Here is a 22,423-nt window from a genome sequence, read left to right as displayed (position 1 = left end):
ATTATCAGTGATAAATTTTTTTATCAGTGATAATTATTAGTGAGAGCATTTTATACTTGATTTATGGAATGGTCTGCTCGCACTCTTGAAGAAACACTCTTAGCGCTCCGCGAGCGGGGGTTTGATAGCACCGAGATTGAAGTCAAAAGTGCTCACCAGGGAATGCCTCAAAATCTAGGTCAAACCCTGTCAGCCTTCGCTAACATGCCCGATGGCGGCACCCTTATTTTAGGGGTTGACGAGAAAAGAAACTTCTCAATCGTAGGCGTTGCTCCTGAGGTTGAAGCTGGTGTGGCCTCACTGGCAAGAGAACATGTTCATCCCAGCCCACATTTAGATTTTCACTCTTTCACTTTTAACAGTGATGATAAAACCCAGCCTTGTACTGTTCTTCTTGTTGCAGTGAAGGGGCTGAACGTGTTGGACCGACCAGCCTTCTACAAGGGCCAGGCCTACTTGCGACAGTCAGATGGTGACTACCCCATGAATGACAGTGAACGTCGCATGATTGAGGTAGCCAAATTACATGCCGAAGAACAAATTTTCTATGACCAGGCTGCTATCCCTAACAGCAGTATCGATGATTTAGACGCTCAGTACCTGAAGGTTTACCTGTCCAACGCCCGATCTAACTCTAAGCGTCTGGCTAAATACAGCAACGATAAAGACGTTTTACGCGTTAAAGGTTTGCTCACAGCAGAGGGGCAAGTGACTTTGGCAGGTTTGTACGCGTTAGGAAAGTACCCCCAGGGGTTTTGTCCCGCTTTGACAGTAACGGCGGCCGTCCGACTTTCCGGTGTAGAGGGTGCTCGTACTCGAAATCGGCGAGATTTCGATGGCCCCCTGCCGGATTTACTCGAAGATATCATGGATTGGTGTGCCGAGAATATTCCTATCGAGCAGGTTTATCAGCCTGATGGGCATATGATTGATCGCCCAGTTCTACCCATGAGGGCCGTACGAGAATTTATTGCTAATGCTCTTATCCATCGTGACTTGGGGCCTTCGACCTTGGGCGAAGGAAAGAGCATTCAGATTCGTCTAGATAGTAGTAAAGGGCTATTTATCGAAAGCCCTGGCGGACTTAGAGGACTTTCAGTTGCCCAGCTGGAATCTATGGAACATACTCAGGCGGCTGTTAATCAAAGACTTTATGACGCTGCAAAGTATCTGCGCACTTCTGAGGGCGACCGCCTTATTGAGGGTGAAGGCGGCGGGATTCAGGAAGGTTTCTCCGCTATGGCCCAAGCCGGTTTGCGTCTGCCTCAGCTTATCAATAGCGGGGTTAAGTTTAAGGTCATTCTTTGGTTAAGCCAGCTGAAGCACGGGCAGCTAGTTGGACAACAGGGAACTAGTTTTTCCCCGCCACCTTTCCGCACGAATGTTCCCTCCCGCAACTCTTACCCAACACAGGTGGATAGTTCCTCACCTAAGCTCAGGAAGAACTCTCCGCTGATCTTAACAACTTTGAGTCATGAGGGCACCTTGTCTGCAACGGAGCTTGCTCAGAAACTCAACCTTACTTTGGCTCAGGTGCGTTACGCTTTGCGTCCTCTTCTTGATTCTGGGGCTGTTATCCGAGAAGGAGGGCAGGGCAGTCATTCTACGGTCTATCGGGCTGCGTAATTGTCAGTCTCAGTTGACCTCACCATCCACGTAGTACCAGGCCCCGTCATCCTTGGTGAAGCGGGAGACTTCGGTCTGCACCCCGCGCACCCGCTCGTCCTCGGGCGTGCCCGGCACTGACCGGTAGTAGGCGGCGAACTCCACCCCGCCGGTGCTGTCAAAGGGGCCACCTGCCGTGCTGAGAATATCGAGGCGGTACCAGCGCAGGCTGCCGTCAAGGTCTAAGGACGCAGGCCGGGTGCTGGGGTGCCAGGTAGCCAGGAGGTAGTCGGGTAGGCCCACCGCAAAGGCACTGAAGCGGGAGCGCATGAGGGCCTCGGGGGTAGGTGCTGTCAGGTCGCCGGTCTGGGCGAAACGGGTGTGGTAGCGGCCGCAGCAGGCGCCGTAGGTTTCGCCGGTGCCGCAAGGGCAGCGGGTATCGGGTTCAAACATGGTTACTACTCTAACGGGTCAAGAAAACCCCCGCTCTTTCTCTCCTGCCTCCGGTGTTTCTGACCGTAGAAAGGAGAAAAAGAGCGGGGGCTCTTGATAAGGGTGCTCTGGTGGCGCCTGCCTGGGTAGACGCTGGGGGGAGCGGGGGTTCGCTGGGCGTGTAATGCGGGTTAGGCGTGCATCCAGCCCTCAATCACGCCCATGCCGAAGAAGACCAGGAAGGCAGCCGAGACAATGTACATGATCGGGTGCACCTCCTTGCCACGGCCCTGCACCAGGCGGATGAAGGTGAAGGCGACGAAGCCGGCGCCGATACCGTCCGCGATGGAGTAGGTGAAGGGCATCATGATGATGGTGAGGAAGGCGGGAATGCCCAGGCCCCAGTCGGTCCAGTCGATGTGAACGGCCTGGCGCACCATCAGGAAGCCCACCACGACCAGGGCGGGGGCAACAGCCTCGAAGGGCACGATGGACACCAGCGGGGAGATGAAGACAGCCAGCAGGAAGAGGGCACCGGTGACGATGTTGGCGAAGCCGGTGCGGGCACCTTCACCGATACCGGTGGCAGATTCTACGAAGATCTGGTGGGCTGAGGACGATGAACCGCCGCCGAGGACGGAACCGGCGGCGTCGATGAGCAGCACCTTGTCGATGTTCTCAATCTTGCCGTCCTCGTCGATGGTGCCAGCTTCGGAAGCCAGGCCCACGGAGGTGCCCATGACGTCGAAGAAGACAGCCAGCAGAATCGCGAACATGAGCATGGTTGCGCCCAGGGTGCCCAGGGAGGAGCCTGAGAAGGCGCCGACCATGTCAACGGAGCCCAGCAGGGAGAGGTCGGGGTGGCCGATCCACTGGGTGGGGATGCCGGGAATCATGAGGGACCAGCCGGTGGCTGAGTCCATGGAGGAGCCGGAGGGCCAGAGCTTTTCAAGCACAATGGCCAGGATGGTTGAGGCGACCACGCCGATGAGGATCGCACCGCGGACGTTGCGGATAAAGAGGGCGATGGTGAGGAAGAGGCCGAAGAGGAAGACGAAGATGGGCCAGCCCTGCAGGTGGCCGCCCGCGCCGAAGGAGACGGGGACGGTGGTGCCAGCTGCATCGGGCATACGGCGGACGATACCGGCGTTGACCAGGCCAATCAGGGAGATGAAGAGGCCGATGCCCACAACGATAGCGGTTTTGAGGGATTCGGGGACGGCTTCAAAGACAGCGCGGCGGAAGCCGGTGAGGACCAGAATGCCCATGACGATACCGGCCCAGACGACCAGGCCCATGATCTGGGGCCAGGTGAGGTTGGGGGTGGTGGCGATGGTGGAGGCCAGCAGGGCGTTGACGCCCAGACCCGCCGCCATAGCGAAGGGCTGACGGGCCCAAATGCCCATGATGATGGTGAGGATGCCGGCGATGAGGGCGGTGGCAGCGGCGACGCGCTCGACGCCGAGGGCGTTACCGGCTGCGTCGGGGCCAAGGCCCAGGATGAGGGGGTTGAGCACCACGATGTAGGCCATGGCGAAGAAGGTCGCTAGGCCACCGCGGATTTCGGTGGAGAGGGTGGAGCCGCGTTCGGTGATTTTGAAGTAGCGGTCGAGGGCGCTGGTGGGCGCTGAGGGTGCGGGTTTGTGAGCCGCGGTGTTCTCAGAAGACATTCGTGAAAATCCGTAGATACTCGTGTGGGTTTGTGTGGCCCAGAAATGAAAGGGCGCCGTCTGTTGGTGTGCGGACGGCGCTGATGTACCTGTTTAGTCTACGCCCGTGAAAGCATAGCAATGGGTAAAAAGGGATGTGAATCAGCGCAAAAGTTTTTGCGCCAGATTCAGGATCTTCTTACACAGTCTAGAAACAGGAAACGTAGTTTTAGCTATCCATTCGGTACAGGAAAGCCGCAATAGCGTCACGGGTAACTGCTGCTTTGGGGCGGTAGGTGCCGTCTGACCAGCCACGAGCATAGTTCATGGAGTGCAACCAGCTAATAGCTTTGTAGTGTTCATCGGCTGGGGAGACATCGGTGAACGGGCTAGCTGTCGGTGGAGTAAAAGTGGGGGACCCTGCTCGTCTGTACAGGAAACTAGCTAAGGCTTCTCGAGTTACTGGGGTGAGAGGGCGGTAGGTTCCGTCTGCCCAACCTGTGGTTATTCCGGTGGCGCGGAGCCACGTAATTTCCTGATAGAAATTGGAATGAGGGGCGATGTCTGTGAAGGGACTAACTGTCGGTGGGGTGAAGCTCGGGGAGCCAGCGAGTCGGTAGAAGAACGCTGCCATGGCGTCACGATTCATGGTTGCCCAGGGTCGGTAGGTTCCGTCTGCCCATCCTGTTGATATACCACTTGTTCTCATCCAATTTATTTCTTGGTAAAAACCGGTGTTGGGAAACACGTCTGTGAACCCTTTGTTGGTAGCCCAGCGAATCCAGGCGGCTAGGTGGGGTGCTAGAGCGTTATGTCCTGCTGGTGAGAGGTGAACGGAGTCTTGTAGTAGGTGAGCAACACCTTTATCTGTAATCCAGAAACGGTTGGGGACTACGTGGATTCCCTCTTGTTTGCCTACAGCTGCTAGGTGGTCTGAAAGTTGGTGGCGGTTGGTTTGCTCAGGTATGCGTCGACTGACAACTTCAGAAAGCATGATGAGGCTGTGGGGGTAGAGCTCTCGGAGGAGTCTGATTATAGTACGTAGGCCCTCGGCAGTATCTTGGTAGCTACGTCCAGTCCAGAGGTCGTTGCCGGACCCCTGGATATAGACGATACCTGGGGAGCCTAAGGGGAGGGCACGGGCATTGTTGATGACGCTATCAAAGTAGGAGGGGTGGTATTGATTTACGGCATGGACGCCGATTCCACCCCAGCTATAGAAATGAGGGCGGTAGCCAGCTTGAGTAAACCCCTGCCCGACCCAGAAGCCGGGGCTAAGGCTGGGATCACCTATTTGTGAGTCTCCGATGAGAAGGGCATCTTGGATTCCAAGAATTTTATTTGCGTCACGTAGGAGGTTACGAGGTCCGGTGCGAATGAAGTTTTGGGGATTGCCGGGGTAGAAATGGCTTCCGGAATGGAGGTTCCAAATAATAACGCCGTTGCTAAAAGGCTGGTATGAGGTAACTGGACTGAGAGCTTGCTCGGGGCTGAGGGGCGAGCCAAAACGGGTTGGATTGGTAACCCAAAGAGACCGGATTCCTCCGACGACGGGGATGGCAGCGTGTGCCTCTGTTGAGTTAAGGGCAGCTCCAGCTAGTCCTGATGCTGCAAGCGCAAGTGCCTGTGCGCGGGTTACCTTAAGTTTCGGGGGGGGGTGTGCATGATTGAAGCCTCTATAGTATTTCGCGAGTGGACAAAGTGTTCTTGTCACATGTAAGTATAGGTTGAGCGGTGAAAGGTGATGGGAGTGCCGGCGGAGTGATTTTATGTGGGGGCGTGGAAGGGAAATCCCTCAGGTAGAATATTAGGTAACCCTAACTTCTAGGAAAGGTTTACCCATGCAGAACCCTGTCTACCCTGATATTTCAACGATGTCTGCCCGGTCGCGGGCTGTCGTCCTCACTGACCGCCCTGCCCGCTACGCCAAACAGTTGGCTAGCCATCTGGGGCATAAGATCCTGGCTGAAGAGGTGGAGGGCGGCCACCGGCTCACCTTTAACCGGGACGGTCATTTTGGCGGTTACGGGGAGGTGCTGGTGCAGGAGGTGGACGGCGTCGAGCGTCTTATTCTGCTGACTTACGCTGAGAGCCCCGAGGGGCGGGAGCGCCTGGAGGGCGTGCTGGGTCGCCACCTGGAGCGATTCGGTGAGAAGGACGGCCTCACCGTCACTTTCGTAGTCCTCTAGGCTCTTGGCGCAGGCGGGTGTATGTTTGAAACTGAAATTTTTTCCCCGCTGCACCGTTGGAGCGTTATGAGTCAGAGAGACCCCCGCGACCTTGAGATTGCCCGCGATTTCCTTGCCGAGCTTTCGTCCCGTCTGAACCTTGACCCTGCCCTGATGGAAAATGCTATGCCCCATCTTCTGGGCATGACCAAGCATGTGGCGCACGGGGTGGTGCGCCCTGCGGCCCCCTTGGCTGCTTTCCTGGTGGGGTACGCTGCCGGTCAGGCTCCGGGGCAGGACGCTGATGAGCAGGTGGAGGGCGTCCGCGCAGCTTTGGAACAGGTGGAGGCCTTGATCGAGGAGTACCGGGAGAACCATGGGTAGGCTGAATCGCGTCGCCCCGGCCACCCGCTACGTGCTGAAAGATGACGGCACCTTTTCGGTAGACCGGCGGGCTGATGCCCTGACCGCCGAGGAGCCCCTTGAAATCAGGCTGGACGGCCAGACCGTCACCACCACCATGCGCACCCCGGGGCACGATATTGAGCTGGCCCACGGCTTCCTGCACGCCGAAGGGCTGATCAAGAGCGCAGCAGAAATCAGCACCGCCCGCTACTGCGCCGGGGCCACCGGGCCCGATGGCGCTAACACCTACAATGTGCTTGACCTGAGCCGCACGGCCCCCGAAAATCCCCAGCCCTCTTCGCCCGGCGGCGTCCTGCCCCTTTTCGAGAAGGCCGCGCCCCTGCGCCTGACCGTGACCAATTCGGCCTGCGGAGTCTGCGGGTCGGCCTCGATTGACTCGATTATGGGGAAGGCTACCCGCCCTATTCCTCCTACCGCCCTCACTCCGGCCCAGGTGCTGGAACTGCCTGCCCGCCTGCGCGACCACCAGGTGATTTTCAAAAAAACCGGCGGTATTCACGCCGCGGCTGTCTTTGAACCAACCGGTGAGCTGATCGTGGCCCGCGAAGATATCGGCCGCCACAACGCCGTCGATAAGGTGGTTGGTCACCTGCTCATGAACGGCGGGCTAGAACCCCCAGCCCCGGGCTTGCCGGGGCGGACGTTGGTGGTCAGCTCGCGGGCGTCCTTTGAGTTGGTCCAAAAGGCAGTTCTTGCCGGTTTCTCAGCGCTTATCGCTGTATCAGCCCCGTCTTCGCTTGCCGTTGATCTTGCCAAGGAATCCGGTCTGACTCTCATCGCTTTCGCCCGTGAGCACCGTTTTAACCTTTACTCCGGAACTCTGGATAGTTAGCACAAGTAATATAGCCCACATGGCGCTAGACTAGGGCTATGACTACGGTAACCAAAAACGAAGAAGTCCCCCTCGTCAGCCGCGTGAGCGAAGAAGCTAACGCCTTTGACAACCCGAGGGTTGGCCGCCGTACCAAGGCCGCAGCAGGTCTGGGCGGCGTGATGCACGCTATGGCCCACGCTATTCCTGCGCGGGGCCTGCTCCCTTTGGTCAATATGAACCAGCACGGGGGTGTCGACTGCCCCGGTTGTGCCTGGCCAGAGCCCAACCAGAAGGACCTCAACTTCGTTGAGTTCTGCGAGAACGGCGCCAAGGCAATTGCTGAGGAAACAACCTCTGACCGCGCCGGTGTTGATTTTTGGGCCCAGTATTCGGTCACTGAACTCCGTGATAAGACCGATCACTGGCTGGGTAAGCAGGGCCGTATTACCCAGCCCCTGCTGTATGACCGTTCTAGCGGGGATGACCACTACCGTCCTATCAGCTGGGACAAGGCCATCGGTATGATCGCTGACCAGCTCAAGAAAACCGACCCTAAAAAGGCCGTTTTCTACACCTCGGGCCGCGCTTCTAACGAGGCTGCCTACTCCTTCCAGCTGCTAGCCCGTCGCCTGGGATCCAACAACCTGCCCGACTGCGGTAATCTCTGCCACGAGTCCACCGGCGTTGCCCTTAAGGAAGTAGCCGGCCTGGGCAAGGGGTCTATCACCATGAACGACCTCGAAACCACCGACCTGCTCATCTCTGTAGGCCAGAACCCCGGCACCAACCACCCGCGGTCGCTGACCAGCTTCAAGAAGATGAAGGAAAACGGCGGCAAAATGGTGGTGCTTAACCCCATGCCTGAAACCGGTTTGATGGCTTTCAAGGAGCCCCAGTCGCCGGTGGGTATGTTCAAGCCTGAGAAGTTGGCGGACGAGTACCTGCAGGTGCGGCTGGACGGCGACCGCGCCTTCTTCCAGCAGCTCAACAAAGAGCTGATTAGGCGCGACGCCATTGATCACGTCTTTATTGAGAAGTTCACCAGTGGCTTTGAAGAGCTGAAGGAGCACCTGCTGGGCCTGGACGACGCCGAGCTGGAGCGGGGCTCCGGCATTTCGGCTGCCCAGGTGGGCCGGGTTGCTGACCTGGTTCAGCAGGCTAAGACCGCTATTGTCTCCTGGACCCTGGGCGTCACCCAGCACCGCGAATCGGTGGGTACCCTGCGGGAGATGATGAACTTCCTCTTCCTCACCGGCAATATGGGCAAGCCCGGGGCGGGCTCTGCGCCTTTCCGTGGCCACTCGAACGTGCAGGGTAACCGCACTGTGGGTATCTGGGAGAAGATGCCCGAGTCCTTCCTGGCTGCTGTTGAAGACTACTTTGGCTTTCCCGTGCCCCGCGAAGAGGGGTTAGACACCGTGGATGCCCTGCGCCAAATGCGCGACGGCAAGAACCAGTTCTTTATGTCCCTGGGCGGTAACCTGGTGCGGGTTGCTTCAGATACCACCGCCTGTGAGAAGGCCATGAGCCAGCAGGAGATGACTGTTCATCTGTCTACCAAGCCCAACGGTTCTCATGCCTGGCCCGGCGAGAAGGCCCTGATCCTGCCCGTCCTGGCCCGAACTGACCAGGACATTCAGAAGTCTGGCCCGCAGAAAATTACAGTGGAGAACTCCTTTGGTATTGTCTCCGCTTCTATCGGTAAGCGCACCGCTAACGAGGATCTTGACCTCAAATCAGAGGTAGATATTATCTGCTCGGTGGGCCGTGAAACCTTCGGCGATGATTTCTGGCAGCCCATGATTGACGACTACGGCGTGATTCGTGAGGCTATCGAGGGTACTCTTCCCGGGTTTGAGGGCTATAACGAGCGGATTGAGAAGCCCGGCGGCTTTTACCTGCCCAATGGCCCGCGTGAGCGTGTCTTCAATACGGCAACCGGTAAGGCTATGCTGACGGTCAATGAGACTAACGTGTTGGAGGTTCCCGAGGGGCACCTGCTGCTGTCGACGGTGCGCTCGCATGACCAGTTCAATTCCACGATTTACGGGCTGGACGACCGCTACCGTGGGGTGCGCCAGGGCCGCCGCGTGGTCTTTATGAACAAGGCTGATATTGCTGCCCTGGGCCTGGAGGACGGCTCCCTGGTGGATATTGTCTCGGTCTGGGAGGACGGCGAGCGTCGGGCTCCTAACTTCCGCGTAGTTGAGTACGACCACGCCCGCGGCTGCTGCACTGTCTACCTGCCCGAGGGGAACGTGCTGGTTCCGCTGGATTCGGCGGCGAAGCGATCGAACACTCCGGTCTATAAGTCGGTGCTGGTGCGCCTGGAATCGCTGGGGCGTAAGGCTTAACCGGCGGTAGCGGGCGGACGGACGTCCGCGCCCCCAGCCCGCCCACGGTAGATTTCGAATATACCCGGAATTAAGTGAAATCTGGCCTGTCATTTTAGGTGTACCTGAAATGACAGGCCAGATGAATTTTTAGTCCAGCACCGGGAAGTTGTGGTGCCCGGCGTGTACCAGGAGCTGGGTGCGGGTGGTGACGCCCATCTTTTTGTAGACCTGTGAGAGCGTGTTTTTGATAGTTGAGAGTGAGTAGTTCAGTTCCTGTGCGATTTCCTGGTTGGTGCGCCCCAGGCAGACGAGCTTGGTGATGCTCTGCTCGAGGTCGGTAAGTTCGCTCCAGGGGTCGCCCTGGGGTGGTTGGGTGAGGTTCATGGAGATAACCAGGCTGGCGAGGGCCCGCCGGTCGATGATGGCCCGCCCTTCAACCGCAGCTGTGACTGCTTGTTTGATTTCCTTGGCGCGGGAGTTTTTGAGGAGGTAGCCGTGGACGCCTGCGGCGAGGGCTTGGCTGACGTAGCTGTAGCTATCGAAGGTGGTGACGGCGATGATTTTGGTGTCTGGGTGGGTTGCCAGGATGTGTTTGCTGGCTTCTATGCCGTCCATGACGGGCATGTTGAGGTCCATGAGGAAGACGTCGGGGCGTAGGGTGTTGGCGATGGTGATGGCCTCTTGCCCGTTGCGTCCTGTGGCGATGAGGTTGAGGTCGGGGTCGTTTTTGATGTAGAGGCCCAGGAGTTCGTTGAAGTCGGGGTCGTCTTCGATGAGGGCTACGGTGGGTTGCTGCATGGTGGGTGCTTTCTAGGCGGTGGCGAGGGGTAGGTGGATGGTGAGGTTCCAGGTTGTGCCTGTTATTCCGTAGTGCATGGTTCCGCCGAGGGCACGGATGCGCTCACCTATGCCGACGAGCCCGTAGCCGGTGCCTCGGGTGTGTTTTTTGGGGTTGCTGGGGGCGGCGGGGTTGGAGGTGGTAACGGTGACGCCGGTGAGGTTGGGTTTGGCGGTGACGGTGATGGTGCAGCCTGGTTGGGCGTATTTTTTGGCGTTGTGGCAGATTTCTTGGATGAGTTTGTGGAAGGTGGGGCGCACGCCGTCGGGTAGGTCGGCTTCGGTGATGGTGATGTTTTCCTGCAGGGTGAAGCCGTGGTCGGTGAGGTCTTTGCGGGCTTGGGCTAGGGTCTGGGTGAGGTTGACGGTGGGGGCGGACGTCTGGGGTAGGGCTGTGGGGTCGGTGTCGCCTCGGGTGGTGCGGATGAGCAGGCGCATGTCTGTGAGGGCTTTGTGGGTGTGTTCTTCGATCGTCTGCAGGGCGGCGTCTTTGCCGCTGGGGTCGGTTGCATCGAGCCCTTGGCCGGTGCTGAGGCCGATGACGCTGATGTGCCGGGCTACGGTGTCGTGGAGTTCGCGGGCTAGGGCGCGGTTGGATTCAGCTACCTGTTCTTTGTAGTCGGCGTATTCCTGGGCCAGGGTCTTTTTCTGTTCCCAGGAGATCCGTAGTGCTAGGGGGAGGGTAATAAAGAGGGTAAGACTGAAGATCAACGAGGATGAGCTAAAGGACTGCTGTAGAGCGTAAGCCGTAATGATTTCTCCAGCTATGTGTGAGATGGCGAGGAGAAAAATACCTGGTAGGGGGCCGGTGAGAACGAACAAAAAGGTGCTCGCAAGAATGAAGAAGGCCAGCAGGGCAGATACCTGGTTGTAGTAGGCCGAGCTGAGAAGTATGAGCGCGTATAGGGCGTATACAGAGTGCCGGTAGGCAGTGCAGTAGAGCGCCGCACCAGAGGGCGATGAGCGCGAAGAAAGCGATATGCAGGGGTAGGTGGCCGTCGGGGCGGCTGACGGCTTGGAGGAAGACTGTAGTGCCAATCGCTAGGGACAGGACGAGTGTGGCGAGCCGGACTGCGCGGGAAGGACGTGCGGTCGGCAGGGACCGTAGGGTGTGTAGTAGCTGGGTCACTGGTGTGCTTGCTTGCAGAAGGGTGGCTTGTACTGGAGGAACTTGCAGAGAAACAGGGGGTCTTGACTGTGTGTTTCTGTGGTGGCGTAGGTTGGGGCTACTGGCGTGAAGAGAAAACTGGCGGCAAGGAGGGCTGTGGCAAGGACTTTCACTGGGTTTGCCTTTCCTGTAGACGGGGTACTTCTCCCTCTTTCTTAGCCCATGGATGTGAGGTGCGTCAAGGATTCAGGTGAAGGTCAGTACTAAGGTACTGACCTTGCCTCCATAAGCTGTTTTTCCTTGCCTGGGGTGCTCTTCGATACCTACTATTGAAATATGACGAGAAACCTGCGGAGAAACACCAAGGAGTTTCAGTTATCCGCTATATCTCAGTTATTCAAAGGAGAATAAAATGTCTACTTCTATCCTGAGCTACCTTACGGTTTTCACGCCTTAAAGATGGATAAAAAATCAGTCTGGGTCCTTTGTTTGTCTGCATTTTTCACCTCTATCAGTTTAAAAGCATTAGAATCGTGGTATTCAGGTGTGGCTTGGACTATCTATGTTGCGATACCGGCACTCTTATTGCTTTTAACCACAGGAATATGGTGGAAGATCAATAAGCCGTCAGGATATTAACCCAAATATTTTAAATAGGAGCGAAACATGACTTCAGAAACTCTCAGCTCGCTTCTGAGCTACATCACCTACGGTGGTGCAATTGCTACCTTGTGTGTTGCTACGGTAACTCTGTATCGGCACCAAAAAGCTAAGCGCGAGAATCAGTAAATAGACACCGCTAGGCCTGCATCTTCAGCTGTGAGATGCAGGCCTAGCGGTTGTCAGAAACACTTCAGTTAAAGTATGCACCTGACCGTTTACTTCTATGTCTACTTAGCTTGGGGCTGTTGGCGTGAAGAGGAAAATACCCTTAAGGAGTGTTGAGCCAAGTTTCTAAGCACAACTCAGTACTTAAGTACTGAAGGTGCTTCTATCTCTTGAAAACTTCAGATGTGTCTGGTGGAATAATTACAATTCTTGGCATTCAAAGGAGATTGCACCATGCCACGTCGAGCCCTTCCCCTTGCCCTACTCATTCCGCTACTGGCGGCCTGCTCCAGCGGCGCGTCCACCACAGCTGAGGCACCAAGCTCCACCCCGAGCGTCCACACCACCACTGTGCCTGCGCCTACCATCATGGAAACTATCCCGCCAGAAGAGCTAGCGCAAGAAGGACCTTCTATCTCTGAAGAAGACATGCAAAAGGGCATCGAAGAGGGAAATATCTACGTGGTCTACTCCGGCGTCATGTGCTTCGGCGGAACCCTGGTCACCCCCGAAGAATACGCTGAACTTCAACCCAGCGCCCAAGACATGTCCGTTGAAGAATACCGCGACTACTACACCAACATTCCAGCTGAGGTCATGGCCCAAAACGAAAAGAACGCGGGTCATGGTTTCTTCACCGCTCCCCAAGAATGCCTAGACGCTGGCTGGTCCCACGCCGGAGCCATCTAAAGCAGGGGTCCTACACGGCATTTAAGGCTCAGATAGAGCGAACTCTCAGGCAAGAAGAGGCGAATAAGGTAACCCTAACCCGGTGCTCACCGGTAAACTGGTGACCAACTGTGTACAAACGTCCTCAGCTGGTCACCGCGCTCAAGTGTGCCCGGCGCCGAAAGGAAAACCCGTGTCAACCGAAGCCCCCCGCGCCCTGCGCGTCGCCGTCATCGGTGCAGGCCCCGCAGGTATCTACGCCGCAGACATCCTCACCAAAAGCGAAGAAGTCCGCACCGGAGCCGTCCCCGTAGCTATCGACATCTTCGACCGCTACCCCGCCCCCTTCGGCCTGATCCGCTACGGCGTAGCCCCCGACCACCCCCGCATCAAGGGCATCATCAACGCCCTGCACAAGGTGCTCGACCGCGGCGACATCCGCTTCTTCGGCAACGTCAACTACGGCACCGACGTCACCCTGGCCGACCTGCGCAAGCACTACGACGCCATCATCTTCGCAACCGGCGCCATTAAGGACGCCGACCTCAACATCCCCGGTGTTGAGCTCACCGGCTCCTACGGTGCGTCCGACTTCGTCTCCTGGTACGACGGCCACCCTGACGTGCCCCGCACCTGGCCGCTGGAAGCCAAAGAAATCGCAGTGCTCGGCAACGGTAACGTAGCCCTCGACGTCGCCCGCGTGCTCTCCAAGCATGCCGACGACCTGCTCGTTACCGAAATCCCCGACAACGTCTACCAGGGCCTCAAAGCCTCACCCGTCACCGACGTGCACGTCTTCGGTCGCCGCGGCCCCGCCCAGATCAAGTTCACCCCCCTCGAACTGCGCGAACTAGCCCACTCCCGCGACGTTGACATCGTGCTTTACGAAGAAGACTTCCAGTTCGACGACGCCTCCCGCGAAGCCATGGAAACCAACGCCCAGACCAAGGTCATGATGAAGACCCTCAACGGCTGGCTCGAAGAGCAGAAGGAAAACCCCGGCACCGCCTCCCGCCGCCTGCACCTGCACTTCCTCCAGTCACCCGCCGAGATTCTCGGTGAGCACGGCAAGGTCACCGGAATCCGCATGGAACGCACCGAGCTCAACGGCAACGGCGGCGTCACCGGCACCGGCGAATTCATCGACTACCCCGTGCAGGCCGTCTACCGCGCCATCGGCTACTTCGGCTCCGAACTGCCCGAGGTCGGCTACGACAGCGAACGCGGCGTCATCACCAACGTCGAGGGCCGCGTCATCGACGACAGCGACGTGCCCGTCCCCGGCCTTTACGCTACCGGCTGGATCAAGCGCGGCCCCGTCGGCCTGATTGGTTCCACCAAGTCAGACGCCCTCGAAACCGTCACCCACCTGCTCGAAGACCGCGAAAACCTCTACACCGCCGAGGCCGCCGACCCCGCAGCCATTGAAGCCTTCCTCGAAGCGGCCGGCGTCCGCTACACCACCTGGGAAGGCTGGCACCGCCTGGACGACCACGAAAAGGCCCTGGGTGCAGAGGCTAAGGACGCCGCCGGCGAGCCCCGCGCCCGTATTAAAGTTGTTGACCGCGACGAGATGACCGCTATCTCCCGCGGCGAGTAGCGCGGGGCTCGCAGCCCGGCTGACGCCGTGCGTCTGGCCCTAGATTTTTTGTTCCTCGCGCGCTCGGAAAATCTACGGCCAGCCCGCGCCCGTATCAAGGTGGTTGACCGCGACGAGATGACGGCGATTTCCCGCGGCGAGTAGCGCCCACTTTCTTGTAGAAAAGACCATCTAAATCAGAAAAACCCACCTAGTTCGTGGGTTTTTCTGATTTAAATGGTACCTACCCGGGGAGGGCAGGGGCGGGGACGGCTAGCGCATCAGCACCCAGTCCAGGTAGGGGTTGAGGAAGAGCCCCTCGGGGTCAAGCTCCTCCCGCAGCTCCACGAAGTCGCCGAAGCGGGGGTAGAGCTGGGCGAGGGCGTCCGCGTCCTGGGTATGGAACTGGCCCCAGTGGGGCCGCCCCCCATGCGCCTTAAAGACCTCTTCCAACGCCCCAAACAACTCAGCATGGGGCTGGCGCCAGTAGGCTCGGGCCGAGATATAGAAAGTCTCCCGCCCATAAGCCTGAGACAGCCAAATATCATCAGCGGCAGCGGTCCGCACAACCAGGGGGTAGGCCATCTCATTCCGGTAAGAGGCCAGGTGATCGCGCACGTCGCGCATGACCCCGGCAAACTGGGCCAGGTCGAAAGCGTATTCCATATTGTTCTGCCGCACCGTGCGGTGAATGGTGAAAACCCGGGCCGAATAATCGGCGTAGCGGCGGTTGCCCTTACCCCAGTTCGACACCTTATTGAGAACAGGCTGAACAGCTGGCACCTTGGCCCCGGCGTAGCTGAGGGCCGAGAAGACCCCGTTGTTGAGCAGGTGGTCGCCCCCGTAGCGCCGGGCCTGGCTGACGGACGACCCAGCGGGCATGTACCCATCCGTCAGCAGGGCCAGACGGGTGAGCCTGCGGGTGCGCACCTCCCCGGAGCCGGGGAACCAGCTGAATTCGTAGTGGTCGGCCCCGCGACAGCGGTCTTCAAAAGAGTGGACGATATCCGTGTAGGAGTGCCCGCGTTCAGCCGCGTGCAGGCGGAACTGGGGTACCACCTGGAAGGTCAGCTCCACGATGATGCCCAGGGCCCCCAGCCCGCACAGGGCCGCTGAGAAAATTTCCGGGTTCTGCTGGGGGGAGCAGACCAGCAGGCTACCGGTAGCGTCCACGATTTTTAGTTCTGCGACCTGGGTGGCAAAGACCCCGTAGGCCAGGCCGGTGCCGTGGAAGCCGGTTGAGATCGCCCCGGCCAGGGTTTGATCGTCGAGGCGGCCCAGGTTGGTAAAGGCCAGGTTGTAGTAGCCCAGCAGGCGGTTAGCGTCGCGGACGGTGGTGCCCGCCAGGAAGGAGGCGGTGAGCTTGTCGGGGTCCACCTGCACCAGGCCGGTCAGGTGGTCCAGGGTCAGCAGGGTTCCTGCGGGTTGCCCAATGGCGGACGCGCTCCGCCCCCGCCCCACGACCTTGACCCGGCTGCCGGCTGCGGCGGCGTCCTGAACCTGCTTCTGCACTTCGGGCACCGAGCGGGGGGCCAGGACGCCGGTGGGCTGGGTGGTGTGTTGGCGGGCCCAGGTGCTCCACGAGGGGGTCTGGTCTGCTGTAGCCATGCTTGCCTCTTTTCTCTCGTTTCCTTATTTTCCCATGTTTTTGGCAGGGGCTAGGGGATAGGACGCTACCTATTGCCCTCCTGGGATGGGGCAGGGGAGCCGGGGGAGAGCCGTCCGCTGACTCGAACCGACCGGTGCAAACATTGCCCCTAGCGAACCGCAGGGTGTCATCATGTGACATAGACCCTTTTCTGCCAGGTGGGGGGACTAGACTGGTGGTAAGGCCCCGGCAAAAACGCCGGAAACCCGGCTGACGCAAGCGGGGTCATCGAAAATCTAAGGAGATGACCATGACCGAGCGCGAACTCACCTTTGGTGAAAAAGCAGTAGCAGCCCGCGATAACCTGGCCGACGTCGCCAATGCAGCCGGCGAAATCATTGTTGGTATTGATGGCTCAGAGCAGAGCTACGGCGCCCTGCAGTGGGCTGTCCATGAGGCTGCAGTCCGTAAGGTTCCCGTCCGCATGGTGACGGCCTACTCCCTGCCCGTTTTTACCGGTACCGGCTTTGACGCGGGCTACTCCATGGTGGACGAAGAAGCCCTGACCGACGGGGTCGCCCAGATTCTTGATGAGGCCTATTCCCGGGTGGGTGATTCAGGCGTTGAGCTCCGGGCAACCGTTGAAACGGGGGACGCTACTGCTGTTCTGCTGGAACTTTCTAAGAAGGCTGAACTGATGGTGGTGGGTTCTCGTTCCCACGGCGGTTTCCTGGGCCGCTTGCTGGGCACTGTTTCAACTTCTTTGCCTGCACATTCTCACTGCCCTACTGTCGCTGTGCCCCATTCTTTTGCTGAGAAGATTGAGGCTGACCCTGCGATCCTTGACCGCTCCCTTCCCATTGTGGTGGGCTCGGACGGCTCCGACGAGGCTCGTCTGGCCATGATGCAGGCAGCGGATGAAGCTAACCGCCGGGGCGTTAAGCTCACCCTGGTCAATGCCCTGGCTCCCTATACCGGTGCCCTGAACTGGGTGCCCGCTGCGGTTGATTTTGAGGCCCTCTACCGGGAAATCGCTGACCTGCAGCGGAAGGCTGCCGAGTGGATTCGCGGCTACTTCCCCCAGCTTGAGATTGAGTTCAAGCTGATTGACGGCTCCCCCGTGCAGGTTCTGTTGGAGGCGGGTAAGACCGCCGACCTGGTGGTTGTAGGTACCCGTGGCCGGGGTGGAATCGCTGGCATGATTCTGGGCTCTACCTCCCAGGGTATTTTGCACAATACCCAGGTGCCGGTCATGATTGTGCCCCAGATTGAGGATCCCCGAATCGAGCAGGCACCTGACGCTAGTGTTTCGTGGGGCTAATCTTTAGGTCTTGACCTCTAGCCAGTCCCGGGTGAGGGGAGTAGGCTAGATGTAAGACAAGGCAGGAGAGCTCCCGCCGAAGCCGGTTTTCTTCAGGAAACAGGCTCCGACGGTGCTCTCCTGCCGTCTTTTTTAAAAAAGTTCAAAAAATTTTTGGGACGGACGCCCGCGGCGGCATTATGCGGTTTGACTAGGCTATTTATTTGTAGCGTCGGTTACTTTTGGGTGAATTTGTGGTGCAGGGCACCTAGTTTTTGCCCTCAAATGGGCTCTTTGGGCGGTTTTCGATTTGCACGCCTGTTTGAACTCGCGTAATGTATTACTTGTTCGAGCGACGGGCTGAGGAAACAAGGCCGGTCACGACAAGCGAACTAGCCCCTATCGTCTAGCGGCCTAGGACGCCGCCCTTTCACGGCGGTAACACGGGTTCAAATCCCGTTGGGGGTACTGTGAAACCTTGGTTTCACGGCCATGTAAGAACTTCGGTTTTTACGTATGGCCCCGTAGCGCAGTTGGTTAGCGCGCCGGCCTGTCACGCCGGAGGTCGCGGGTTCAAGTCCCGTCGGGGTCGCTCCGACCGCGTAAGTTCTCACTTGTGAGAAGACGCGGTTGTGGCATATCTAAGGGTATGCCTGGCTCTGTAGCTCAGTTGGTAGAGCGTGCGACTGAAAATCGTAAGGTCACCGGATCGACGCCGGTCGGAGCCACGAAATCCACTCTCTAGGCTTCTACATGAGAGTGGGTTTTTTCTTTTAAGAAGTAGCTGCGCCTGCTTATCCCCCAGGGGATGAGCAGGCGCAGTTGTGTTTTGCCCATAGCCCGAAGTCTTCTCAAGCTACAGAAGCCCTCTGAGGCTTATTTACACAGGTGCCCCCGGCCTAACTAGCCGGGGGCACCTGCTTTGCGCGGGCGTCCGCGCCCTTAGGCCTCTTAGGCCGCTGCGGGGAAGCTCTGTAGCTTGCCGCCGATCATGGTCTCAAGCACACGAATCACCTGGCAGGAGTAGCCGAACTCGTTGTCGTACCAGACGTAGAGAATAGCGTTATCGTCACCGGAGGTGATGGTGGCCAGGCCGTCCACGACACCGGCGGCACGGGAGCCAACGAAGTCGGTTGAGACGACCTCGTGGGAGTCGGTGTAGTCAATCTGACGGCGCAGGTTAGAGCGCAGGGAGCGCTCGCGCAGCAGGTTGTTGAGCTCTTCCTTGGAGCCGACGGGCTTCTCAAGCTGCAGGCTCAAGATAGCCATAGACACATCGGGAGTGGGAACGCGGATAGCGTTACCGGTCAACTTGCCCTCCAGCTGGGGCAGGGCCTTAGACACGGCTTTAGCGGCACCGGTCTCAGTAATGACCATGTTCAGGGCAGCGGAGCGGCCACGACGATCGCCCTTATGGAAGTTATCAATCAGGTTCTGGTCATTGGTGAAGGAGTGGACAGTCTCAACGTGGCCGCGCTTGACCCCGAAGACCTCGTCCATCACGGCCAGCACGGGGGTAATGGCGTTGGTGGTGCAGGAGGCAGCAGACAGGACAGTGTCGCTATCTTCGATGATGTCGTCGTTGACGCCGCAGACGATATTCTTGACGCCCTTGCCGGGGGCAGTCAGCAGAACCCGCGCCACTCCCTTAGATTCAAGGTGGCGAGAGAGGCCTTCCTTGTCGCGCCAGCGGCCGGTGTTATCCACCACGATTGCGTCCTCGATGCCGTGGGCGGTGTAATCAACCTCAGCCGGATCAGAAGCGTAAATGAACTTGATGGGGGTGCCGTTGGCAATGATGGTGGAGTTCTCTTCGTCCACGCGGATAGTGCCCTTGAAGGCGCCGTGGACCGAGTCACGGCGCAGCAGGGAAGCCCGCTTGTGCAGGTCGTTGTCGGTGTTCTTACGAACCACTACGGCGCGGAGCTTGGGGCCGGGGCCGGTGGAACGCTCCAGCAGAATACGGGCCAGCAGGCGGCCAATGCGGCCGAAACCGTAGAGGACGACGTCCTGGGCCTTAGCCTCAATCTGGCCCTTCTTGCCCACGACGGGGGCGAGCTCATCGCGCAGGAAGGTTTCAAGGTCATCGGCGCCAGAAGCCTCGAACTTGTGTTGCAGGCTGGCCAAATCCAGGGAGCAGGCGCCCAAATCAAGGGTAGAAACCAGCTCAAGAATGGCCAGGGAATCAGCCGGGTCAAGCTCGACATTGTCAATCTGGCGGGCAAAACGGTGGGCCTTCAGAATCTGGATAACGGACTTGTTGATGAGGCTGTGGCCGTGGATGGACACAACGACGTTGTTCTCGCGGTTCAGCTTGCCAATCAGGGGGATCGCGGCCTCAGCTTCGGCCTCAGAGGCGAGCCACTGGTCGTGAGCGTTTTCGGCAGAAATAGTCATAGGGTGACCTCTTCCTCGATGAGTAGCGTCGTTGAACTCATCGGTTGGCAGCGCGGCGGTGCGCTGGTGGGCGGTAACAGGACGTGCCTGCCGCACCAGGACGCCGGGCGTCAGGTGAGGCGGACACTCTAGGGTTTAGTTTATAGTTTGTTCACTCACATGTGGAGTTTGTGACGGAAAAGTTAGGTGAGGTCCAGGCCTCACCCGGTAAAATTTTGTTCATGCTTACAGTCATTGGCGAAGCCCTTGTAGATGTTGTCCAGCGCCCCGGCGCAGAGTCCCACGCCCACCCCGGCGGTTCCCCCATGAACGTCGCTGTTGGCGTGTCCCGTCTGGGTCATGAAGCGCAGTTTATTGGCCGTTACGGGAGCGACGCCTATGGCGAACTGATTGAGGCGCATTTGAAGGCCTCCGGTGTGATCCTGCCGGTGGGTGCTGACGCCAAGAAGACCTCGGTGGCCCAGGCAAACATTGGTGAAACCGGGGCAGCTGAGTACGAGTTCGATATTGACTGGTCCCTGGACGCTGCCGAAGAGGCCCTGCGGGAGGTGGCCCAGACTGCGACCGCCGTCCACGTTGGATCTATCGGCGCCATGCTGGAGCCGGGGGCGTCGGCCGTCCTTGCCACTGTTAAGGAAGCCTCCTCCCACGCCCTCATTTCCTACGACCCCAACTGCCGTCCTTCTATCGTTCCTGACGCCTCTGAGGCCCGCGCCTGGGCTGAAAGCATCGTCAAGCACTCTGACGTGGTGAAGGCCTCTGACGAGGACCTCCTCTGGCTCTATCCCAACCGCACCCTCGAAGAATCAGCCCAGGCCTGGCTTGAGCTTGGTGCCTCTTTGGTGGTTGTCACCCGCGGGGAAATGGGTCCCTGGGCAATCACCCGCAAGACCTCCCCGGAGGGCCTGGCCCTGCCTGCCTACCGGGTTGAAGTAGCTGACACCGTTGGAGCTGGTGACTCCCTGATGGCTGCCCTCATTGCGGCCCTGCTCGATCGCGGCATTGAAGGTAAGGGCTCCCGGGCTGCCATCGAGCTGCTGAACAAGGAGGAACTGAAAGAAATCCTGGCCTTTGCCGTCATCGCAGCAGGTATCACCGTCTCCCGCGAGGGCGCTAACCCTCCCACCCGCGAAGAACTCAACGCGGTGCTCTACCCCGAAGGCTAAACCCTCCCTGATATGAGTCTGTAAAACCCACCGTGCAGGTGGGTTTTGCTTTTAAGGCCACCTGGGGTGAGGGGCTGGCCTGAGCCAACGGGCCTGGCCCCTGGTCTTGTCCGGCAGACCCCCGTAAAATAGGTAAGGAACACCACATTAAGGACGAGGAGGCCCCTATGCTCAACCGCGAACCCTACGCAGACCTGCCCGACCTGCCCACCTTCACCCTGACGTCCGACGATGTGCAGGACGGCGCCCCGGCTCCCGCCTGGATGCGCTCAGCCATCTTCGGTATTGAGGGCGGCGAAGATATCAACCCGCAGCTGACCTGGAGCGGCTTCCCCGAAGAAACCAAGTCCTTCGTCATTACCTGCTTTGACCCGGACGCCCCCACCCCCAGCGGCTTCTGGCACTGGGTAGCTTCCAACGTCCCTGTCAGCGTGACCTCCCTGGAACGCGGCGGCGCTACCACCCTAGCGGCCACCAAGCACCGCAATGACGGGGGAACCCGCGACTTCCTGGGGGCTGCCCCACCGGCTGGCCACGGCCCCCACCGCTACATTTTCTGCGTCACCGCTGTGGATGTTGAGAAGCTGGAGGTTGACGAGGACGCCTCCCCGGCCGTCGTGAACTTCAACCTTTTCTTCCACGGGATTGCCCGCGCTTTTCTGACCGTCACCCACGAAGAGAACTAGAATCTAGAGCATGATTAAACTGATTGCCAGCGACCTGGACGGAACCCTCATCGGCGAAGACATGAGGTTCCGGCCGCGTACCCTGCAGGCCCTCCACGCGGCTGCGGACGCTGGTATCAGAATCATCTTTATCACCGGCCGCCCCCTGCGCTGGATGGGCCCCGTCTTTGAGCAGCTGGGGGCCGAATGGAACGGCGAGAACTCCTACGCTTTTTGCTCTAACGGAGCGGTCACCTACGATTTGGCCCGCGGTGAAGTGGTGGCAACCCGCGTCATGACGGGCGTCCAGGTGCGGGAACTCCACGCGGAGCTAGAGGCCACCTTTCCCGGGGCCCTCTTCATCGCAGAGACTCTGAATGAAGTCTTTATCCAGGGGGGTGCCTACGAGCCCCACGTTGATGAACGCGATAGCAAGGCGGTCCAGGGGCAGATTCTTGACCTGGTGGCTGAGGACGCTGAGATCGTGAAATACCTGATTTTTCAGGACGGGGCCACCCCGGCTGACCTGCTGGAGCAGGTTCGGTCTGTAGTGGGGGAGCGGGCCACCGCAACCCGCTCAGTGCCCTACCAGCCCCTGGTTGAGATTGCCCAGCGCGGCCTGCACAAGGGCCGGGTGCTGGCTGACTTCGCAGCTGAGCACGGCATTGAAGCTGCCGACATCGCGGCCTTTGGCGACATGCCCAACGACCTGGAAATGCTGACCTGGGCTGGGCACGGCTACGCCATGGCGTCGGGCCTGCCTGAGGTCCAGCAGAAGGTGGGGCGTATCTGTCCGGCCTTTGACGAGGACGGCGTTGCCCAAATTATCGAAAGCATGATGAGCCCGCAGGGCTAG

At 59.0% G+C, this 22,423-nt stretch carries 19 protein-coding genes and 3 tRNA genes; 15 read left to right on the top strand and 7 right to left on the bottom strand.

Annotated features, from left to right (window positions below):
* The first annotated feature begins 63 nt into the window (after positions 1-63).
* A complete protein-coding gene (locus ACMXX3_RS05195) occupies positions 64-1,626 on the top strand; it encodes an RNA-binding domain-containing protein (protein ID WP_421083688.1) in 1,563 nt (520 codons plus the stop codon).
* 9 nt (positions 1,627-1,635) lie between these two features.
* Here ACMXX3_RS05195 and ACMXX3_RS05190 read toward each other — a convergent pair whose 3' ends face one another.
* From ACMXX3_RS05190 to ACMXX3_RS05180, 3 genes are all read right to left on the bottom strand, one after another.
* On the bottom strand, positions 1,636-2,058 hold the full coding sequence (locus ACMXX3_RS05190) for a YchJ family protein (RefSeq protein ID WP_421083687.1): 423 nt from the start codon (positions 2,056-2,058) through the stop codon (positions 1,636-1,638).
* Positions 2,059-2,228: 170 nt separating this feature from the next.
* Complete coding sequence (locus ACMXX3_RS05185; RefSeq protein ID WP_421083686.1) at positions 2,229-3,707, bottom strand: NCS2 family permease; 1,479 nt, start codon at positions 3,705-3,707, stop codon at positions 2,229-2,231.
* Between the two features lie 208 nt (positions 3,708-3,915).
* Positions 3,916-5,400: an S-layer homology domain-containing protein gene (locus ACMXX3_RS05180; protein WP_421083685.1), complete on the bottom strand. Its 1,485-nt coding sequence runs from the start codon at positions 5,398-5,400 to the stop codon at positions 3,916-3,918.
* Positions 5,401-5,527: 127 nt separating this feature from the next.
* On the opposite strand from ACMXX3_RS05180, the gene ACMXX3_RS05175 reads away from it, so the two are divergent.
* The 4 genes from ACMXX3_RS05175 (at position 5,528) to ACMXX3_RS05160 (ending at position 9,448) form a co-directional block, all read left to right on the top strand.
* Positions 5,528-5,875, top strand: a complete 348-nt coding sequence (locus ACMXX3_RS05175; RefSeq protein ID WP_421083684.1) for a DUF2218 domain-containing protein — start codon at positions 5,528-5,530, stop codon at positions 5,873-5,875.
* Between the two features lie 66 nt (positions 5,876-5,941).
* On the top strand, positions 5,942-6,238 hold the full coding sequence (locus ACMXX3_RS05170; protein ID WP_421083683.1) for a DUF6457 domain-containing protein: 297 nt from the start codon (positions 5,942-5,944) through the stop codon (positions 6,236-6,238).
* Positions 6,231-7,112, top strand: coding sequence for a formate dehydrogenase accessory sulfurtransferase FdhD (gene fdhD, locus ACMXX3_RS05165; protein WP_421083682.1), 882 nt, complete (start codon positions 6,231-6,233; stop codon positions 7,110-7,112). Before ACMXX3_RS05170 ends, fdhD begins: the two co-directional genes overlap by 8 nt.
* A 38-nt stretch (positions 7,113-7,150) precedes the next feature.
* On the top strand, positions 7,151-9,448 hold the full coding sequence (locus ACMXX3_RS05160) for an FdhF/YdeP family oxidoreductase (RefSeq protein WP_421083681.1): 2,298 nt from the start codon (positions 7,151-7,153) through the stop codon (positions 9,446-9,448).
* Positions 9,449-9,577: 129 nt separating this feature from the next.
* On the opposite strand, the gene ACMXX3_RS05155 is transcribed toward ACMXX3_RS05160, so the two are convergent.
* Both ACMXX3_RS05155 and ACMXX3_RS05150 read right to left on the bottom strand, forming a co-directional pair.
* The gene (locus ACMXX3_RS05155) at positions 9,578-10,228 is read right to left on the bottom strand and encodes a response regulator transcription factor (protein ID WP_421083680.1); all 651 of its coding nucleotides are present in this window, start codon (positions 10,226-10,228) and stop codon (positions 9,578-9,580) included.
* A gap of 12 nt (positions 10,229-10,240) precedes the next feature.
* Positions 10,241-11,305, bottom strand: coding sequence for a sensor histidine kinase (locus tag ACMXX3_RS05150; RefSeq protein ID WP_421083679.1), 1,065 nt, complete (start codon positions 11,303-11,305; stop codon positions 10,241-10,243).
* A 736-nt stretch (positions 11,306-12,041) separates the two neighbouring features.
* Here ACMXX3_RS05150 and ACMXX3_RS05145 point away from each other — a divergent pair.
* From ACMXX3_RS05145 to ACMXX3_RS05135, 3 genes are all read left to right on the top strand, one after another.
* Complete coding sequence (locus ACMXX3_RS05145) at positions 12,042-12,164, top strand: hypothetical protein (protein ID WP_257617982.1); 123 nt, start codon at positions 12,042-12,044, stop codon at positions 12,162-12,164.
* Between the two features lie 273 nt (positions 12,165-12,437).
* On the top strand, positions 12,438-12,893 hold the full coding sequence (locus tag ACMXX3_RS05140; RefSeq protein ID WP_421083678.1) for a hypothetical protein: 456 nt from the start codon (positions 12,438-12,440) through the stop codon (positions 12,891-12,893).
* Between the two features lie 172 nt (positions 12,894-13,065).
* Positions 13,066-14,472: an FAD-dependent oxidoreductase gene (locus tag ACMXX3_RS05135; protein ID WP_421083677.1), complete on the top strand. Its 1,407-nt coding sequence runs from the start codon at positions 13,066-13,068 to the stop codon at positions 14,470-14,472.
* Positions 14,473-14,724: 252 nt separating this feature from the next.
* Here ACMXX3_RS05135 and ACMXX3_RS05130 read toward each other — a convergent pair whose 3' ends face one another.
* Entirely contained in the window at positions 14,725-16,059 is a 1,335-nt protein-coding gene (locus ACMXX3_RS05130) for a D-arabinono-1,4-lactone oxidase (RefSeq protein ID WP_421083676.1), read from the bottom strand.
* Between the two features lie 290 nt (positions 16,060-16,349).
* Between ACMXX3_RS05130 and ACMXX3_RS05125 the strand changes: the two genes are divergently transcribed.
* The 4 genes from ACMXX3_RS05125 (at position 16,350) to ACMXX3_RS05110 (ending at position 18,067) form a co-directional block, all read left to right on the top strand.
* Positions 16,350-17,360, top strand: coding sequence for a universal stress protein (locus tag ACMXX3_RS05125; RefSeq protein WP_421083675.1), 1,011 nt, complete (start codon positions 16,350-16,352; stop codon positions 17,358-17,360).
* Between the two features lie 374 nt (positions 17,361-17,734).
* A tRNA-Glu gene (locus tag ACMXX3_RS05120) sits at positions 17,735-17,807 on the top strand.
* A gap of 50 nt (positions 17,808-17,857) precedes the next feature.
* A tRNA-Asp gene (locus ACMXX3_RS05115) sits at positions 17,858-17,931 on the top strand.
* Positions 17,932-17,994: 63 nt separating this feature from the next.
* Positions 17,995-18,067, top strand: a tRNA-Phe gene (locus ACMXX3_RS05110).
* 223 nt (positions 18,068-18,290) lie between these two features.
* Here ACMXX3_RS05110 and ACMXX3_RS05105 read toward each other — a convergent pair.
* A complete protein-coding gene (locus tag ACMXX3_RS05105; protein WP_237189536.1) occupies positions 18,291-19,736 on the bottom strand; it encodes a glyceraldehyde-3-phosphate dehydrogenase in 1,446 nt (481 codons plus the stop codon).
* A gap of 221 nt (positions 19,737-19,957) precedes the next feature.
* Here ACMXX3_RS05105 and ACMXX3_RS05100 point away from each other — a divergent pair, with 221 nt between their 5' ends.
* The 3 genes from ACMXX3_RS05100 (at position 19,958) to ACMXX3_RS05090 (ending at position 22,423) form a co-directional block, all read left to right on the top strand.
* Positions 19,958-20,902: a carbohydrate kinase family protein gene (locus ACMXX3_RS05100; protein WP_421083674.1), complete on the top strand. Its 945-nt coding sequence runs from the start codon at positions 19,958-19,960 to the stop codon at positions 20,900-20,902.
* A gap of 167 nt (positions 20,903-21,069) precedes the next feature.
* The gene (locus ACMXX3_RS05095; RefSeq protein WP_421083673.1) at positions 21,070-21,588 is read left to right on the top strand and encodes a YbhB/YbcL family Raf kinase inhibitor-like protein; all 519 of its coding nucleotides are present in this window, start codon (positions 21,070-21,072) and stop codon (positions 21,586-21,588) included.
* A 10-nt stretch (positions 21,589-21,598) separates the two neighbouring features.
* Positions 21,599-22,423, top strand: a complete 825-nt coding sequence (locus ACMXX3_RS05090) for an HAD-IIB family hydrolase (RefSeq protein WP_421083672.1) — start codon at positions 21,599-21,601, stop codon at positions 22,421-22,423.

Origin of the sequence: Rothia nasimurium (genome assembly GCF_049068285.1) — a bacterium.
GTDB classification, from domain to species: Bacteria; Actinomycetota; Actinomycetes; order Actinomycetales; family Micrococcaceae; genus Rothia; species Rothia nasimurium_I.
The sequence above is the reverse complement of the archived record's forward strand: the minus strand, read 5'-3'. Positions and strand labels throughout refer to the sequence as shown.

Bases quoted from the DNA above. Each gene is read 5' to 3' on its own strand.
- ACMXX3_RS05090 (WP_421083672.1), top strand. From the start codon at position 21,599: ATGATTAAACTGATTGCCAGCGACCTGGACGGAACCCTCATCGGCGAA.
- ACMXX3_RS05095 (WP_421083673.1), top strand. From the start codon at position 21,070: ATGCTCAACCGCGAACCCTACGCAGACCTGCCCGACCTGCCCACCTTC.
- ACMXX3_RS05185 (WP_421083686.1), bottom strand. From the start codon at position 3,707: ATGTCTTCTGAGAACACCGCGGCTCACAAACCCGCACCCTCAGCGCCC.
- ACMXX3_RS05195 (WP_421083688.1), top strand. From the start codon at position 64: ATGGAATGGTCTGCTCGCACTCTTGAAGAAACACTCTTAGCGCTCCGC.
- ACMXX3_RS05125 (WP_421083675.1), top strand. From the start codon at position 16,350: ATGACCGAGCGCGAACTCACCTTTGGTGAAAAAGCAGTAGCAGCCCGC.
- fdhD (WP_421083682.1), top strand. From the start codon at position 6,231: ATGGGTAGGCTGAATCGCGTCGCCCCGGCCACCCGCTACGTGCTGAAA.
- ACMXX3_RS05190 (WP_421083687.1), bottom strand. From the start codon at position 2,058: ATGTTTGAACCCGATACCCGCTGCCCTTGCGGCACCGGCGAAACCTAC.
- ACMXX3_RS05170 (WP_421083683.1), top strand. From the start codon at position 5,942: ATGAGTCAGAGAGACCCCCGCGACCTTGAGATTGCCCGCGATTTCCTT.
- ACMXX3_RS05100 (WP_421083674.1), top strand. From the start codon at position 19,958: ATGCTTACAGTCATTGGCGAAGCCCTTGTAGATGTTGTCCAGCGCCCC.
- ACMXX3_RS05145 (WP_257617982.1), top strand. From the start codon at position 12,042: ATGACTTCAGAAACTCTCAGCTCGCTTCTGAGCTACATCACCTACGGT.
- ACMXX3_RS05160 (WP_421083681.1), top strand. From the start codon at position 7,151: ATGACTACGGTAACCAAAAACGAAGAAGTCCCCCTCGTCAGCCGCGTG.
- ACMXX3_RS05155 (WP_421083680.1), bottom strand. From the start codon at position 10,228: ATGCAGCAACCCACCGTAGCCCTCATCGAAGACGACCCCGACTTCAAC.
- ACMXX3_RS05130 (WP_421083676.1), bottom strand. From the start codon at position 16,059: ATGGCTACAGCAGACCAGACCCCCTCGTGGAGCACCTGGGCCCGCCAA.
- ACMXX3_RS05105 (WP_237189536.1), bottom strand. From the start codon at position 19,736: ATGACTATTTCTGCCGAAAACGCTCACGACCAGTGGCTCGCCTCTGAG.
- ACMXX3_RS05140 (WP_421083678.1), top strand. From the start codon at position 12,438: ATGCCACGTCGAGCCCTTCCCCTTGCCCTACTCATTCCGCTACTGGCG.
- ACMXX3_RS05175 (WP_421083684.1), top strand. From the start codon at position 5,528: ATGCAGAACCCTGTCTACCCTGATATTTCAACGATGTCTGCCCGGTCG.